Origin of the sequence: Streptomyces sp. NPDC088553 (assembly GCF_044752965.1) — a bacterium.
In the GTDB taxonomy this organism is placed as follows: Bacteria; Actinomycetota; Actinomycetes; order Streptomycetales; family Streptomycetaceae; genus Streptomyces.
In genome coordinates, this window is record NZ_JBIVMG010000005.1 from 40,556 (window position 1) to 54,534 (window position 13,979).

18 protein-coding genes are annotated in these 13,979 nt (G+C 72.5%); 13 read left to right on the forward strand and 5 right to left on the reverse strand.

What is annotated here, in order from left to right:
• Positions 1-63 precede the first annotated feature (63 nt).
• The 8 genes from ACIP8Z_RS16845 (at position 64) to ACIP8Z_RS16880 (ending at position 5,283) form a co-directional block, all read left to right on the forward strand.
• A complete protein-coding gene (locus tag ACIP8Z_RS16845) occupies positions 64-870 on the forward strand; it encodes an alpha/beta hydrolase (RefSeq protein ID WP_402083965.1) in 807 nt (268 codons plus the stop codon).
• Positions 871-915: 45 nt separating this feature from the next.
• Positions 916-1,170 carry a MoaD/ThiS family protein gene (locus tag ACIP8Z_RS16850; RefSeq protein ID WP_030323286.1) on the forward strand — a complete coding sequence of 85 codons (255 nt, stop codon included), beginning with the start codon at positions 916-918 and terminating at the stop codon, positions 1,168-1,170.
• A 10-nt stretch (positions 1,171-1,180) separates the two neighbouring features.
• A complete protein-coding gene (locus ACIP8Z_RS16855; protein ID WP_402083968.1) occupies positions 1,181-2,386 on the forward strand; it encodes a hypothetical protein in 1,206 nt (401 codons plus the stop codon).
• 101 nt (positions 2,387-2,487) lie between these two features.
• Complete coding sequence (locus ACIP8Z_RS16860; RefSeq protein ID WP_402083971.1) at positions 2,488-3,174, forward strand: DUF2993 domain-containing protein; 687 nt, start codon at positions 2,488-2,490, stop codon at positions 3,172-3,174.
• 285 nt (positions 3,175-3,459) lie between these two features.
• Entirely contained in the window at positions 3,460-3,540 is an 81-nt protein-coding gene (locus ACIP8Z_RS16865) for a putative leader peptide (protein ID WP_350497993.1), read from the forward strand.
• 200 nt (positions 3,541-3,740) lie between these two features.
• Entirely contained in the window at positions 3,741-4,586 is an 846-nt protein-coding gene (locus ACIP8Z_RS16870; protein ID WP_402083974.1) for a sulfurtransferase, read from the forward strand.
• A gap of 48 nt (positions 4,587-4,634) precedes the next feature.
• The gene (locus tag ACIP8Z_RS16875; protein WP_319311238.1) at positions 4,635-4,922 is read left to right on the forward strand and encodes a DUF1416 domain-containing protein; all 288 of its coding nucleotides are present in this window, start codon (positions 4,635-4,637) and stop codon (positions 4,920-4,922) included.
• A 97-nt stretch (positions 4,923-5,019) separates the two neighbouring features.
• Complete coding sequence (locus ACIP8Z_RS16880; protein WP_402083977.1) at positions 5,020-5,283, forward strand: DUF3099 domain-containing protein; 264 nt, start codon at positions 5,020-5,022, stop codon at positions 5,281-5,283.
• Between the two features lie 27 nt (positions 5,284-5,310).
• On the opposite strand, the gene ACIP8Z_RS16885 is transcribed toward ACIP8Z_RS16880, so the two are convergent.
• Complete coding sequence (locus ACIP8Z_RS16885) at positions 5,311-5,676, reverse strand: DsrE family protein (protein ID WP_383583052.1); 366 nt, start codon at positions 5,674-5,676, stop codon at positions 5,311-5,313.
• 276 nt (positions 5,677-5,952) lie between these two features.
• On the opposite strand from ACIP8Z_RS16885, the gene ACIP8Z_RS16890 reads away from it, so the two are divergent.
• From ACIP8Z_RS16890 to ACIP8Z_RS16900, 3 genes are all read left to right on the forward strand, one after another.
• Positions 5,953-6,525, forward strand: coding sequence for an FABP family protein (locus tag ACIP8Z_RS16890; protein WP_402083980.1), 573 nt, complete (start codon positions 5,953-5,955; stop codon positions 6,523-6,525).
• Positions 6,526-6,596: 71 nt separating this feature from the next.
• Positions 6,597-7,034: a Fur family transcriptional regulator gene (locus tag ACIP8Z_RS16895; RefSeq protein ID WP_055600541.1), complete on the forward strand. Its 438-nt coding sequence runs from the start codon at positions 6,597-6,599 to the stop codon at positions 7,032-7,034.
• A gap of 9 nt (positions 7,035-7,043) precedes the next feature.
• Complete coding sequence (locus ACIP8Z_RS16900; RefSeq protein ID WP_402083982.1) at positions 7,044-8,024, forward strand: YgfZ/GcvT domain-containing protein; 981 nt, start codon at positions 7,044-7,046, stop codon at positions 8,022-8,024.
• A gap of 15 nt (positions 8,025-8,039) precedes the next feature.
• Here ACIP8Z_RS16900 and dtd read toward each other — a convergent pair whose 3' ends face one another.
• Entirely contained in the window at positions 8,040-8,465 is a 426-nt protein-coding gene (gene dtd, locus ACIP8Z_RS16905) for a D-aminoacyl-tRNA deacylase (protein ID WP_319311228.1), read from the reverse strand.
• Between the two features lie 139 nt (positions 8,466-8,604).
• Here dtd and ACIP8Z_RS16910 point away from each other — a divergent pair, with 139 nt between their 5' ends.
• Both ACIP8Z_RS16910 and ACIP8Z_RS16915 read left to right on the forward strand, forming a co-directional pair.
• Positions 8,605-9,225: an ABC transporter substrate-binding protein gene (locus ACIP8Z_RS16910; protein WP_402083984.1), complete on the forward strand. Its 621-nt coding sequence runs from the start codon at positions 8,605-8,607 to the stop codon at positions 9,223-9,225.
• A gap of 64 nt (positions 9,226-9,289) precedes the next feature.
• On the forward strand, positions 9,290-10,534 hold the full coding sequence (locus ACIP8Z_RS16915; protein ID WP_402083986.1) for a GNAT family N-acetyltransferase: 1,245 nt from the start codon (positions 9,290-9,292) through the stop codon (positions 10,532-10,534).
• 138 nt (positions 10,535-10,672) lie between these two features.
• Here the strand turns inward: ACIP8Z_RS16915 and ACIP8Z_RS16920 are convergent, their stop codons facing one another.
• The 3 genes from ACIP8Z_RS16920 to ACIP8Z_RS16930 form a co-directional block, all read right to left on the reverse strand.
• Positions 10,673-11,752 (reverse strand): WYL domain-containing protein, encoded by a 1,080-nt coding sequence (locus ACIP8Z_RS16920; RefSeq protein ID WP_402083988.1) that lies wholly within the window; start codon positions 11,750-11,752, stop codon positions 10,673-10,675.
• Entirely contained in the window at positions 11,749-13,167 is a 1,419-nt protein-coding gene (locus ACIP8Z_RS16925) for an MFS transporter (RefSeq protein ID WP_402085272.1), read from the reverse strand. Before ACIP8Z_RS16925 ends, ACIP8Z_RS16920 begins: the two co-directional genes overlap by 4 nt.
• Before the next feature lie 193 nt (positions 13,168-13,360).
• A complete protein-coding gene (locus ACIP8Z_RS16930; RefSeq protein ID WP_402083990.1) occupies positions 13,361-13,846 on the reverse strand; it encodes a MarR family winged helix-turn-helix transcriptional regulator in 486 nt (161 codons plus the stop codon).
• Between the last annotated feature and the right edge of the window lie 133 nt (positions 13,847-13,979).

Consider the following 13,979-nt stretch of genomic DNA (forward strand, 5'->3'; position numbering starts at 1 on the left):
GGAAAACGCAAAAGGACCCGGGGGCTGCGTCGCCCGGATCCTCTGCCAAGGAGAATAGCCCACATGAGTTCAGAGGGAGAGGGTCGATTTCATATGGTGGATGTCTCCCTGATCACTTCCGGCTCCCGGCGGGCAATGTTGCGTACGGATGACGATGTCCGGATCGAGGCGGTTTACGAACCCTCTCCGGCAAGTGTCACCGATACGGCGGTCGTCGTCGCCCACGGGTTCACCGGGTCGGCCGACCGGCCCGCCGTCCGCCGCGCCGCACGGGTGTTCGCCGGGCGGGGCGCGGCGGTGATCACCTTCTCCTTCCGGGGCCACGGCGCCTCCGGCGGCCTCTCCACCGTCGGCGACCGGGAGGTCCTCGACCTGGCCGCCGCCGTCCGCTGGGCACGTGAGCTCGGCCACGCGCGCGTGGCGACGGTCGGCTTCTCCATGGGCGGCTCCGTGGTCCTGCGCCACGCGGCCCTCGCCCGGGACACGGACGGACGCGCCGACGCGGTGGCCGCCGTCTCCGCGCCCGCCCGCTGGTACTACCGGGGGACGGCGCCGATGCGCCGCCTCCACTGGGTGGTCACCCGTCCGGCGGGCCGCCTCGTCGGGCGGTACGGGTTCCGCACCCGGATCGACAGCCGCGCCTGGGACCCCGTGCCCCTCTCTCCCGTGGAGGCGGTGCCGCTGATCGCGCCGACCCCGCTGCTGATCGTGCACGGCGACCGGGACGCGTACTTCCCGCTCGACCACCCGCGGATGCTGGCCGGGGCGGGGGAGGCGGAACTGTGGCTCGAGCGGGGGATGGGCCACGCCGAGAACGCGGCGGACGAGGCGCTGCTCGCCCGGCTCGGGGACTGGCTGACGCGCGCATAGCCCATCATGGGGGGCGGCGCGCACACGAACGAAGGGAGCGCCGCTATGGCAGCGGGAACCATCCGCTACTGGGCCGCGGCCAAGGCCGCCGCCGGTGTCGCGGAGGAGCCGTACACCGCCGAGCATCTCGCCGAGGCCCTCGACGCGGCCCGCGCGAAGCACCCGGGCGAGCTCGTCCAGGTCCTCAAGCGGTGCTCGTTCCTGGTCGACGGCGACCCCGTCGGGACCCGGAGCCATGAGACGGTACGGCTTGCCGAGGGCGGCACGGTCGAGGTGCTCCCCCCGTTCGCAGGAGGGTGAACCCCAGAGCATGAGCAACGACCAGTACCACGGCGGTCAGCAGTACGACCCGTACGCGAACGGGACCGGGAACGGGCACCAGGAGCAGCAGGGCCCCGACGTCACCCAGACGTGGGAGGGCCAGACCTGGGACACCCAGTTCCAGCCGGCCGTCACGTACGAGCAGGTCCAGGCCGACCGGGCGCAGGCCGCGCAGGCCCAGCAGGCCTACCAGCAGCAGCCGCACCACCAGCCTCAGCAGCAGCCGTACGACGCGTACGCGTCGGGCCAGGCCTCCTACGAGTCGTACGGGAGCCCCGCCGGGTACTACGCGGAGCCGCAGCACCAGCAGCCTCGGCAGCAGGCACAGCCGGTGGCGGCCCCCGCCCCCGCCCCCGCCCCCGTCGCGGAGCCCGTTCCCGCGCCCCCCGGTGGGGCGGGTCCCGGCTGGTCCTCGCCGACCACCTCCGGGAACACCCGGATCACCGACGCCCAGCGCGCCCGCGCCGAGGGCCGCTCGCCGATCATCGAGCCGGGGATGCAGCCCGCCGCGCTGACCGCCGTCCTCGGACTGCTGCTCGCCGGTGGCGCCGCCCTCGGCACGTACGGGCTCCTCGTCCCGCTCGTGCTGCTCCAGGGCCTCACCGCGGCCGGCTGGTTCCGGCTCAACGGCATGTGGCCCGCCCGCCAGGGCATCGCCCTCGCCTTCGCCGGCGGCCTCGCCGCCGACGCGGCCCTGCTCGTCACCGGCCGGGAGAACGCGGCCGCCGCGATCTTCGGCACGCTCGGCGTCTGGGTGCTGCTCTGCCTGGTCCTCCAGCTGCGCAGCCACGCCGACCCGGACGAGCGCATGTACGGCCTGATGGCCACGATCGCCTCGGCGGCCCTCACCGTCGTCGCCACCGGACACCTGGGCGCCGACCCGGACGCGGTCGTCGTCGGCGGGGTCGCGGTCGCCGCGGCCGTGCTCGCCCGGGCGCTCCCGCTGCCCGGACCCGTCTCCCTGATCGCCGCGCTGCTGGCCTCGGCGGGCGCGGGGATCGCGGCCGGCGGTCTCGCCGACCTGGGCTCCTCCGGTGCGCTGCTGGGCCTCGGGGCCGGGGTCTGCGCGCTGGTCGGCCTGCGGGTGGCGAGCTACGACTATCCGTCCCGCTTCGTGCACATGACGGCCGGTGTCGCGCTGCCGCTGACGGCCGCCGCACCCGCGGTCTACCTGCTGGGCCGGGCTCTGGTCTGACCCCTCCTGGGGACCACGAGGGAACCAACCGGCCCCCCGGCACGTCGATCTTCGTGTCGGGGGGCCGGACTTCATTCATCTCCAGGGGGGACGCACAGCCCATGCGAGCACTGCGGATTCTGTTGATCGTGGCCGTCGTGCTGGGCGGGGTCCTGGTGGGGATCGACCGGCTGGCCGTGGCGTACGCCGAGGACGAGGCGGCGGGCCGGGTGAAGCTCTCCTCGGCGAAGAGCGACGCCGTCGAGGTCGACATCAAGGGCTTCCCGTTCCTGACCCAGGTCGCGGCCAAGCGGCTCGACGAGGTCGACGTCCGGCTGACCGGCGTCACCGCGACGGCGGGCGACAAGAACATCCGGGTCGGCGAGCTGAACGTGGCGCTGCGGGACGTGACCGTGACCGGCGACTGGTCGGGCGCGAAGGCGGGTTCCGCGAGCGGGACCGCCCTCATCTCGTACGCGGACCTCACCGCCGCCTCCGACCAGGAGGCCGTCGTCGCCTACGGCGGCAACGGGAAGGTGAAGGTGACCGGCGGCGTGAAGGTGATGGGCCGCACCCTGACCCGTACGGTCGTCTCGACGGTGACCGTGGTGAACGGCGACACGATCCGCGTCCGCGCCGACGAGGTGCCCGGCGAGGGCATCCCCGGCATCGAGGACCTGGTCCGGGCGCGCACCGACTTCGACCGGTCGATCGGCGTGATCGCCGGGATGAAGGTGGAGAAGGTCGAGCCGAGGCCGGACGGCCTCGCCGTCTCGGTGACCGGCAGGGACGTCGTCCTGGCGGGCTGACGGCCCGGGAGGCCGCCCGAGCGGTCCGAGCCGGCCGAGTGAGCCGCCCGAGCGTATCCGAGCCGGCCGAGAGGTCCGAGTCGGCCGTACGGCCCCCGATTGCGTACCCGTTGGTCACATGCTGAGACAGCGCTGTCCGGCCAGCAGAATCTGAACCGGACGCCCCGGCACGGAGGCGTCCGGAGCCGTCTCGTACGGTGATCGCGTCTCGCATCTCGGACGATCGCGTCTCAAAATACGACACACCGGTGACACGGCCGCCTGTCCGTCCCTACGATCGAGGGCATGAAGCGACAGGCGGATCTCACGAAGCGGCGGGCAGTAGACCTGTGCCGCGTCGCCGCCATGCTCTGTCGCTCCGTCTGAGCGGGACTCACCACTCCCGTATTCCTCAGGCCCTCCGACCGAGGTCGGGGCCGCCCCGTGTAGCCGCACGTCCGTCACGCACGTCCGCTTGCCCGACACGTCCCTGACACGTCACCCGACGAGCCGCCCGCGACGAGGCGTACCGCACCACATCGCACACCCGCACCACACCGCCGCACACTGCCCCGGAGGAGAACAGCATGGCTCGCAGCGACGTCCTGGTCGACGCGGACTGGGTCGAGGCCAACCTCGACAACCCGCAGGTCGCCATCGTCGAGGTGGACGAGGACACCTCGGCCTACGAGAAGAACCACATCCGCAACGCCATCCGTATCGACTGGACCCAGGACCTGCAGGACCCGGTCCGCCGCGACTTCATCGACCAGGAGGGCTTCGAGAAGCTCCTCTCGGCGAAGGGCATCGCGAACGACACCACGGTCGTGCTCTACGGCGGCAACAACAACTGGTTCGCCTCCTACGCCTACTGGTACTTCAAGCTCTACGGCCACCAGGACGTGAAGCTCCTCGACGGCGGCCGCAAGAAGTGGGAGCTCGACTCCCGCGACCTGGTCGACGGCTCCGCCGTCCCGGCCCGCCCGGCCACCGAGTACAAGGCCAAGGCCCAGGACTCCTCGATCCGCGCCTTCCGCGACGACGTCGTGGCCGCGATCGGCGCCCAGAACCTGGTCGACGTCCGCTCGCCCGACGAGTTCTCCGGCAAGCTGCTCGCCCCGGCGCACCTCCCGCAGGAGCAGTCGCAGCGCCCCGGCCACGTGCCGAGCGCCCGCAACATCCCGTGGTCGAAGAACGCCAACGACGACGGCACGTTCAAGTCGGACGACGAGCTCAAGGCCCTCTACGAGGACGAGCAGGTCGACCTGGCGAAGGACACCATCGCCTACTGCCGCATCGGCGAGCGCTCCGCGCTCACGTGGTTCGTCCTGCACGAGCTGCTGAACGTCCCGAACGTCAAGAACTACGACGGCTCGTGGACCGAGTACGGCTCCCTCGTCGGCGTGCCGATCGAGCTCGGCGCCAACAAGTAACCCCGGACCTCCCTCCTCCGGACCCCTCGACCGTAAGGACAGAACGACATGTGTGGAGCGCAGCCCGGCGGCCCCGACGCCTCGACGATCAAGCCCGGTGAGACCACCATCCAGGGCTTCGTGACCAAGGACGGCGAGCCCGTCACCGGTTACGTCCGCCTCCTGGACTCGACCGGCGAGTTCACGGCCGAGGTCCCGACCTCCGCCACCGGCCAGTTCCGTTTCTACGCGGCCGAGGGCACCTGGACCGTCCGCGCCCTGGTCCCCGGCGGCACCGCCGACCGTCAGGTCGTGGCGCAGCACGGTGGCCTCGCGGAGGTCGCCATCGCGGTCTGATCCGCGACACCGAACCGGCCGAAGGGCCGTGCCTCCTGGGGGGTTGGACGCCATTTCCAGGACTTGAGGCACGGCCCTTCGGTCGTACCCTGAAGGTGTGTACGCACGACGTCGCCACATCTATTTCTGGATGATGGGCGCCTGCCTGCTGCTCTTCGTGGGCGCCTGGGCCGTCGTGCGCCTCTTCTCGATGCCGGTGGCCATCGGCATGTGCGTGGTCGCCATGGTCATCCCCCCGGTCGCCGCGATGGTCGCGAACCGCCGGGGCCCGGAGGATCGCTGGTGGGACGACCCCTCGGGCGACCCGCAGTCGGACGAGTGGTGGGACGAGCTGGACGGCAAGAAGCGCCGGGAGCCCTGACCCCGGGCGCCGGCCGGTGGGCGAGCGCTAGTAGACGAGCGCCTGCGTCTCGTCCGCCATCGCCTCCTGGACGAAGAGCTGGGCGCCGGCGATGCGGAAGCCCTCCAGGAGGTCCTTCTCCTCGATGTCACGGCGGGCCGCGCACTGCGTGCAGACCGTGATGCGGCCGCCGGCCGCCACGATCCCGTCGATCAGGTCCGGGAGAGGCGCGGCGTGCGGGAGCTCGAACTCGGCGGCGCGGCCGGGGAGGGCGAACCACGAGGACTCGCCGGTCAGCCAGAGCGAGACCTCGACGCCGCTGGCGGCGGCCACGGCGGCCACCGTGAAGGCCTGGGAGCAGCGTTCGGGGGCCTCGGCCCCCGCGGTCACCTTGATCACGAGCTTCTTCGGCATGTGCCGAACTGTAGTGGGCGGCTCCGCCGCGCCGGTCACAGCGTGCGAGACCCACCTCACCGAGTGGGCCGGGCCCCCGCCCACTAAGCTGGGGTCCGGCCCGTTCCGCCTTCACCGCTCAGTCGAGGAGCACCCTGTGATCATCTTCTTCGAAACCCTCCTGGTCCTGGTCGCCGTCGGCGTGATCGCCTTCGCCGGTCTGGCCGTGAAGAAGCTGTACCAGGGCCAGCGCTAATCCTTCTCGCCAACCACTTCTAGAGAACGCCAGAGCTGCTCATGATCGAGATCCCGTCCGACCTCAACCCGGACCTCGTCCCCCTCGCGTTCCTGCTCGGCACGTGGGAGGGCGCGGGTGTCTCCGACTTCCCCGGCGCCGAGAAGTGCAACTTCGGGCAGTCCGTGACCTTCAGCCACGACGGCCGGGACTTCCTCGAGTACACGTCCCACTCCTGGGTCCTGGACAACGAGGGCAACAAGGTCCGTCCGCTGGAGAGCGAGAGCGGCTACTGGCGCATCGACAAGGACCGCAAGGTCGAGGTCGTCATGGTCCGTGACCAGGGCATCGTCGAGATCTGGTACGGCGAGCTCGCCGACCAGAAGCCGCAGATCGACCTGGCCACGGACGCCGTCGCCCGCACCGCGGCCTCGGGGCCGTACTCCGGTGGCAAGCGCCTCTACGGCTACGTCAAGAGCGACCTCATGTGGGTGGGCGAGAAGGCGACCCCCGAGGTCTCCCTGCGGCCGTACATGTCGGCGCACCTGAAGAAGGTCGTGACGCCGGAAGAGGTCGCGGACATGGCCCGCAACCTCGGCGACCTGCCCGACGACGGCATCGCCTTCTTCCGCTAGAAGCCGCGGGATCCCCCCGGGATCCCGCCGGAACCTGGGGCGGAGCGCCGCGCCCTCCTACACTGGGGGGCGTGGTGAGTACCGACTGGAAAAGCGACCTGCGGCAGCGCGGCTATCGGCTGACGCCGCAGCGTCAGCTCGTCCTGGAGGCGGTCGACGCGCTCGAACACGCGACGCCCGACGACATCCTCGTCGAGGTCCGCAGGACCGCGTCCGGGGTGAACATCTCCACCGTCTACCGGACCCTGGAGCTCCTGGAGGAGCTCGGTCTGGTGAGCCACGCCCATCTGGGGCACGGGGCTCCGACGTACCACCTCGCCGACCGGCACCACCATCTGCACCTGGTCTGCCGGGACTGCTCCGAGGTGATCGAGGCGGATGTCGAGGTGGCCGCCGAGTTCACCGGGAAGCTCCGCGAGACCTTCGGCTTCGAGACCGACATGAAGCACTTCGCCATCTTCGGGCGGTGTGCGGACTGCACGCGGAAGGCGCTGGACAGCGAGTCGTAGGCTTGCCCCATGCAGCGACATTCAACGACCAGCCCTCTGCTGTCCCTGCCCGGCGCCGTCGCCGCGGAAGGCCGCGACGAAGGTGTCGCCGCGCACTACGGCGACCTGTTCCGTGAGCAGCGTTCCCTCGCCGACGGACGCGGTTTCGTCGACCTCTCGCACCGCGGTGTCGTCGCCGTCACCGGTGACGACCGGCTGAGCTGGCTGCACCTGCTCGTCACCCAGCACATGACCGACCTCGTGCCCGGACAGGCCACCGAGGCGCTGATCCTCTCGGCGAACGGGCACATCGAGCACGCCCTGTACCTCGTCGACGACGGCGAGACGGTGTGGGCGCACGTCGAGCCGGGGACGCGCGAGGAGCTCGTCGCGTACCTGGAGTCGATGAAGTTCTTCTACCGGGTCGAGGTGGCCGACCGTACGGACGACATCGCCGTCGTCCACCTCCCGGCCGGTTCCATCGCCGAGGTGCCCGAGGGAGTCGTCGTACGCGAGACCCCGCACGGCCGCGACCTCTTCCTGCCCCGCGCCGACCTGGAGTCCTTCGGGGCCTCGCACGGCCCGGCCGCCGGCATCCTCGCGTACGAGGCGCTGCGCGTCGAGGCCCACCGGCCGCGGCTCGGCTTCGAGACCGACCACCGGACCATCCCCCACGAGGTCGGCCTCATCGGCAGCGCCGTCCACCTCCAGAAGGGCTGCTACCGGGGCCAGGAGACCGTGGCCCGGGTGCAGAACCTGGGGAAGCCGCCGCGCCGCCTGGTCTTCCTGCACCTGGACGGCAGCGAGGTGCTGCTGCCCGGGCACGGCACCCCGCTCCGGCTCGCCGCCGACGGCGAGGAGGGCCGCCAGCTCGGCTTCGTGACCAGCTCCGTCCGCCACCACGAGCTGGGGCCGATCGCCCTGGCCCTGGTGAAGCGGAACGTACCGGTGGACGCCCCCCTGATCGCCGGGACGACAGCGGCGGCGCAGGAGACGGTCGTCGAGCCGTGACGCCGCCGGGGCCGCTCAGACCTCGATCAGCACCGTGAACGGGCCGTGGTTCGTGAGCGAGACGCGCATGTCCGCTCCGAACCGGCCCGTCTCCACGTGGGCGCCCAGCGCGCGCAGCCGGGCCACGACCTCGTCCACGAGGGGCTCGGCCACCGGGCCGGGCGCGGCCGCGTTCCAGGTGGGGCGGCGGCCCTTGCGGGCGTCGCCGTAGAGCGTGAACTGGGAGATGACGAGCAGCGGGGCGTTCACGTCCGAGCACGACTTCTCGTCGTCCAGTACCCGGACGGACCAGAGCTTTCTGGCCAATTGGGCGGCCTTCTCCGGGGTGTCGTCGTGGGTCACCCCGACCAGCACGCACAAGCCCTCGCCGGTGATCTCACCGACGGTCTCCCCTGCGACGACGACGCTCGCGCCGTCCACCCTCTGCACCACTGCACGCATGGGCCCCAACCTACCGAGTGGCCACCAGTCCGACGGATGAGGGGCCGAACGGGTGCAGAGCGCCTGCACGCGCCCGTGCATGAGTGGCACGATGCGTGTCAGGCGGTGCGGCTCCGCACCGGTCGAGGGGACGATTCTCATGAGTGCACCTGGCACCGGGCCGACGCCGTCCGGCCCCGTACCGCTGATCCGCGCCGGAACCAGGGGCGGTGGACCGGGCGGAGGCCCGGCCACGCGCCCACCCGTACAGAGGACCGCCGAAGCCGCCCTGCCGGACCGGACCCAGCCCGAGCTCGGTGCGCTCCGGCTGCCCGAGCTGCGCGCCCTGCGCCGGGACGCGCAGAGCGACGAGGCCGACCTGAGCTACGTCCGCCGGATGCTCCAGGGCCGGATCGACATCCTGCGGGCCGAGCTGGCGCGGCGGACCGACCCTGAGGCCCCGGTCCTCGACCGGCTCTCCGAGATCCTCGCCGACGTGCCCTCGCGGCACCGCTCGTCGGCCCGGCACGTGACCCTTTCGACGCCGCGCAGCGAGGAGTACCGGCGGCTCGCGTCCGAGATGCTGTCGGAGGTCGAGCTGTCGGACCTCACGGCCCGCACGGACGAGGAGCTGCACGCGGGGATGGGGCGGCTCGCCGGGTACGAGCAGCAGATCTCCCGTCGCCGGCAGCACCTCCAGCGGACCGCCGACGACTGCAGCGCCGAGATCGCCCGCCGCTACCGGGAGGGCGAGGCGCAGGTCGACGACCTGCTGGCGTGAGCGGTGGGGGACGCCCCGGGAAACTCGCGTGCGGGTGTGCCGGGGCCGTGCGTAGGGTCGAGGGATGACTGTCGACGTACGCGCGGTGACGGAGTCCGAGTTCCCCGACTGGCAGCGCGCCCTGCGCACCGGCTTCCTCCGCCCACCGGTCGTGACCGACGCGGAGGTCGCCGACCGGCTGCCGCACGTCGACCTCGCGCGGACCGCCGGGGCCTTCGACGGGGACCGGATCGTCGCCACCTTCCGGTCCTTCCGGCAGGAGGTCAGCACGGTCGGCGGCGGCAGTCTCACCGCCGACGCGATCACCCAGGTCACCGTCTCCCCGACGCACCGCAGGCGCGGACTGCTCAGCCGGATGATGTCCGAGGACCTGGCCGCCGCGAAGGAGCGGGGCGACGCGATCGCCACCCTGATCGCCGCCGAGTACCCGATCTACGGGCGCTTCGGCTTCGGCCCGGCGAGCCACAGCACCGAGTGGAGCGTGGACGTGGGCCGGGCCGGGCTCGACCCGCGGCGCTCGGGCCGTCCGGAGGACGGCGGCCGGATCGATCTGACCGACGCCGACGAGATCCGCAAGATCGGCCCCGAGACGCACCGCCGGCTCGCCGGCGTCCGCGCCGGGGTCACCGACCGCTCCCCGCGCGACTGGGAGGTCGGCACCGGCCGCAGCGTGCAGAGCGATCCGTGGCGGGAGCCGTACTACGCGGTGTACCGGTCGGAGTCCGGCGAGGTCGAGGGCTTCGTGGCGTACACCTCGGACGACAAGTGGGACGACGCCAAGCAGCCGGTGAACACGGCGAGGGTACGGGACCTGATCGCCGTCACCCCGGCCGCCGAGCGGGCCCTCTGGCACTACCTCTGCTCCGTCGACTGGATCTCCACCGTCCGTTCCGGCTACCGGGCGCCCGACGAGCCGCTGCCGCTGCTGCTGCCGGACCCGCGCGCCGCGCGGGTGCTGACCCACGTGGACATGCTGTGGGTGCGGGTCCTCGACGTCGTCCGGGTCCTGGAGAGCCGGACGTACCCGGTGGCGGACGCCCTGGTGCTCGACCTGCGGGACGGGGGCGGGTTCGCCGGCGGGCGCTACCGGCTGGACGCCTCCCCGGAGGGCGTCTCCTGCGTCCCTACGGACGAGTCCGCCGATCTCGCCTTCGACATCGCGGAGTTGGGCGTGCTCGCCTTCGGTGACGAGTCGGCGGTACGGCTCACCCGGCTCGGGCGCGTCGAGGAGCTGACGGCCGGCGCGGCCGCCCGCGCCGACCTGCTGTTCCGTACGCCGCTGCGGCCGTTCTCGCCCGACATCTTCTGAGGCGTCGGCTCCTTCTCGGCGGTGAGGGCCAGGAAGACGTCGTCGAGCGTGGCCGTGTGCAGTCCGAAGCGGGTGATGTCCCGGCGCCCGCGATCGTGGCGGCCGAGGCGCGGGGGCGGAACCGGCTGTACGTGGCGCTCACACGGGCGGTGTCACGGCTGACCCTGGTCCACGAGGCGGCGCTTCCGGAGTGCCTGGCGGCGCCGGTACCGGACTGTCCGACGGCGCCGGTACCGGACTGTCCGACGGCGCCGGTACCGGACTGTCCGGCGGCGCCGGCCGCCCGTACAGCAGGGTGAGTTCGGTTCCGACGCGGGCGAGGGCCGCACGTGCCTGCGGCGGGTCGAGGAGTTCCACGCGGGCGCCGAGGCCGGCCAGTCGGGCGGCGACCACCTCGGGGGACGGCCCGTCGGCCTCGAACGGCGCCCAGCCGTCCGCGGCGCGTTCCCCGTACCGTATGCGCCCGCCGAGCAGGCCCTCCAGGACCGGCTCCGTGCCGGGGGCGGCCCGGCCCCGTACCGTCGCGGCGACCATCCGGTCCTCCATGCGGGCGGCGAGCGCGCGCCAGGCGGTGGGGAGGTCGAAGCCGTCGGGGCGTACGGCGGGGGCGCCGGTCTCGGTGACGGAGGTGACGCGGCCGATCCGGAAGGTCCGCAGGCCGTGCTCGGTGCCGGCGACGAGGTAGCGGACCCCGGACTTCGCGGCGATGCCGAGCGGCTGGACGGTGCGCTCGCGGGGCTCCCGGCCGGGGCGGGCGTAGCCGATCCTGACCTCCCGCGCGTCGACCACCGCCCGCTGGAGCGGGGCGAGTCGAGCCTCGTCCGTCTCCGTGCCCGCCCAGTCCGTGCCGTCGGAGACACCGGCGCGGGCCGCCGCCTCGGCGCCTTCCCGGAGGGTCGCGGGGAGGGCCCGTACGAGCTTCCGCAGGGCGGTCCGGGTCCGGGGGTCGGCGTCGGTGTCCGGTCCGGTCAGGAGGAAGAGCGCGCGGATCTCGGGGGCGGTGAGACCGCTCAGATCGGTACGGGCTCCGCCGACGAGGGACCAGCCGCCGCCCTGGCCGGCCTGCGAGTACACCGGGATCCCGGAGCTCGCGAGAGCTTCGAGATCCCGGCGTGCGGTGCGCTCGGACACGTCCAGTTCCGCGGCCAGTTCGGCGGCGGTGACGCGCTGCCGGGTCTGGAGGAAGAGGAGGGCGGCGACGAGTCGGTCGGCTCTCATGCCGCCATTGTCGCGGGGGACTTGGCCTTCCTCTTCCTCGAGGTCCGCTGCGGGGTTCCCGGCGACCCCGGCTTCCCGGGGCGGCGCAGGACGGTGAAGGCGAGGGCCAGGGCGGCGAGCAGGAGACCGGCGCCGACGGCGAACGCCAGGTGGTAGCCGCCGGTCAGGGCCTCGGCGGCGGGCCGGCCGGCCGCGGTGAGCGACTCGGTGCGGGTGGCGGCCAGGGTGGAGAGGACGGCGATGCCGAGGGCCATGCCGATCTGCTGGGTGGTGTTGAAGAGTCCGGAGGCGAGGCCCGCGTCCTTCTCCTCGGCGCCCGACATGGCGAGCGAGGTGAGGGCGGGGAGCGCCAGGCCGAAGCCGGCGGCGAGCAGCATCACGGGGAGCAGGTCGGTGGTGTAGGAGGCGTGGACGGGCACGCGGGCCAGCAGGCCGAGGACGCCGACGAGCAGGACGAGGCCGGTGAGCAGGACGTTCCGCTCGCCGAAGCGGGCGATGAGGCGGGCCGAGACGCCGAGGGAGACGGCGCCGATGACGGCCGCGGCGGGCAGCATCGCGAGACCCGTCTCCGCGGCCCCGTACCCGAGGACCTTCTGCAGGTAGAGCGCGACGAGGATCTGGAAGGAGAAGAGCGCTGCGACCATCAGCATCTGGACGGCGTTGGCGCCGGAGACGCTGCGCGAGCGGAGGATCCGCAGCGGCATGAGCGGGTTGGCGGTCTTCGCCTGGCGGACGAGGAAGGCGGCGAGGAGGGCGAGCGCGAGGGCCCCCAGGCCGAGGGTGTGCGCCGAGCCGGCCCCGTACTCCTCGATCTTGACGACCGCGTAGATCCCGGTCATGAGGCCGGTCGTGACGAGCACCGCGCCGAGGACGTCGGCGCCGGCCCTGAGCCCGAGGCCCTGGTCGGAGGGGAGGGCGCGGAGGGCCACGAGGAGGGTGGCGAGGCCGATGGGCAGGTTGATGAAGAAGATCCAGTTCCAGGTGAGGGCGTCGGTGAGGATGCCGCCGAGGACCTGGCCGAGGGAGGCGCCGGCGGCGCCGGTGAAGCTGAACACGGCGATGGCGCGGGCCCGTTCGCGCGGCACGGTGAAGAGCGTGACGAGGATGCCGAGGCCGACGGCGGAGGACATCGCGCTGCCGACGCCCTGGAGGAAGCGGGCGGCGATGAGGACGCCGGGGGAGGTGGCGACTCCGGCGAGGAGGGAGGCGGCGGTGAAGATCCCGGTGCCCGCGAGGAACATCCGCTTGCGGCCGATCAGGTCGCCGAGGCGGCCGGCGAGGAGGAGGAGCGAGCCGAAGGCGATCAGGTAGGCGTTGACGACCCAGCTGAGGCCGACGGGGGTGAAGCCGAGGTCGCTCTGGATGGCGGGCATCGCGACGGTGACGATGCTGCCATCGAGGACCGTCATGAGCATGCCGGTGGCGAGGACGCCGAGGGCGAGCCGGCGGGAGGGGGTGCGCGGGGATGTGGGTGCGGGGGGCGTGGGCACGGGGGACGTGGGCACGGGGATCACTCCTGTTCGGTGGAGCCGACAGGAGTGACGTTAGCAGAAGGTTTTGTTGCGGACTATTTTTTACGGAACGAGTGAGGGTGGTCGCGCTTCCGGTTCAGCCGCGCTGACGGGCCCGGCGGGCCGGCCTCGGGCTCTCCACCGGTGTCTCCAGGTGGCCGGTGACCAGCAGGTTCAGGGCCCTCAGGAGGGCGGTGCGCGTGTCGTCGGGGAGGGAGGCGAGGGCGCTCTCGTGGACGCCGTCGACGATCTTCTGGCTCTCCGCGGCGACCTCGACCCCCGCCTCGGTCACGGCGATGATCCGCGCGCGCCGGTCGGTGCTCGATGGCCGCCGCTCGGCGAGCCCCGCCTTCTCCAGGGCGTCGACGGTGACGACCATGGTCGTCTTGTCCATGTCCCCGATCTCCGCGAGCTGCGCCTGGGTGCGCTCCTCCTCCAGGGCGTGGACGAGAACGCAGTGCATCCGGGGGGTGAGCCCGATCGCGTCGAGCGCGGCGGTCATCCGGGTCCGCAGGACGTGGCTGGTGTGATCGAGGAGGTAGGAGAGGTCGGGCTCGGTGCGGGTGGGTGCCATGGCTGTCATGCCTGCAAGGGTAACGAGGATCGATCCGTCGCGGATTATCGCGAAGTGGACGAATGGGGGGCGTGGCCGCCGAGCCGGGACGGACGGGGGTGGGCGCTGGGCCAGGATGGGCGGGGGTGGGCGCGCCGGGCCA

Coding starts and splice junctions, on each gene's coding strand:
- ACIP8Z_RS16930 (WP_402083990.1), bottom strand. CDS start 13,846: ATGACAGCCATGGCACCCACCCGCACCGAGCCCGACCTCTCCTACCTC.
- ACIP8Z_RS16860 (WP_402083971.1), top strand. CDS start 2,488: ATGCGAGCACTGCGGATTCTGTTGATCGTGGCCGTCGTGCTGGGCGGG.
- ACIP8Z_RS16915 (WP_402083986.1), top strand. CDS start 9,290: ATGACTGTCGACGTACGCGCGGTGACGGAGTCCGAGTTCCCCGACTGG.
- ACIP8Z_RS16855 (WP_402083968.1), top strand. CDS start 1,181: ATGAGCAACGACCAGTACCACGGCGGTCAGCAGTACGACCCGTACGCG.
- ACIP8Z_RS16845 (WP_402083965.1), top strand. CDS start 64: ATGAGTTCAGAGGGAGAGGGTCGATTTCATATGGTGGATGTCTCCCTG.
- ACIP8Z_RS16925 (WP_402085272.1), bottom strand. CDS start 13,167: ATGCTCATGACGGTCCTCGATGGCAGCATCGTCACCGTCGCGATGCCC.
- dtd (WP_319311228.1), bottom strand. CDS start 8,465: ATGCGTGCAGTGGTGCAGAGGGTGGACGGCGCGAGCGTCGTCGTCGCA.
- ACIP8Z_RS16900 (WP_402083982.1), top strand. CDS start 7,044: ATGCAGCGACATTCAACGACCAGCCCTCTGCTGTCCCTGCCCGGCGCC.
- ACIP8Z_RS16875 (WP_319311238.1), top strand. CDS start 4,635: ATGTGTGGAGCGCAGCCCGGCGGCCCCGACGCCTCGACGATCAAGCCC.
- ACIP8Z_RS16910 (WP_402083984.1), top strand. CDS start 8,605: ATGAGTGCACCTGGCACCGGGCCGACGCCGTCCGGCCCCGTACCGCTG.
- ACIP8Z_RS16865 (WP_350497993.1), top strand. CDS start 3,460: ATGAAGCGACAGGCGGATCTCACGAAGCGGCGGGCAGTAGACCTGTGC.
- ACIP8Z_RS16850 (WP_030323286.1), top strand. CDS start 916: ATGGCAGCGGGAACCATCCGCTACTGGGCCGCGGCCAAGGCCGCCGCC.
- ACIP8Z_RS16870 (WP_402083974.1), top strand. CDS start 3,741: ATGGCTCGCAGCGACGTCCTGGTCGACGCGGACTGGGTCGAGGCCAAC.
- ACIP8Z_RS16920 (WP_402083988.1), bottom strand. CDS start 11,752: ATGAGAGCCGACCGACTCGTCGCCGCCCTCCTCTTCCTCCAGACCCGG.
- ACIP8Z_RS16885 (WP_383583052.1), bottom strand. CDS start 5,676: ATGCCGAAGAAGCTCGTGATCAAGGTGACCGCGGGGGCCGAGGCCCCC.
- ACIP8Z_RS16890 (WP_402083980.1), top strand. CDS start 5,953: ATGATCGAGATCCCGTCCGACCTCAACCCGGACCTCGTCCCCCTCGCG.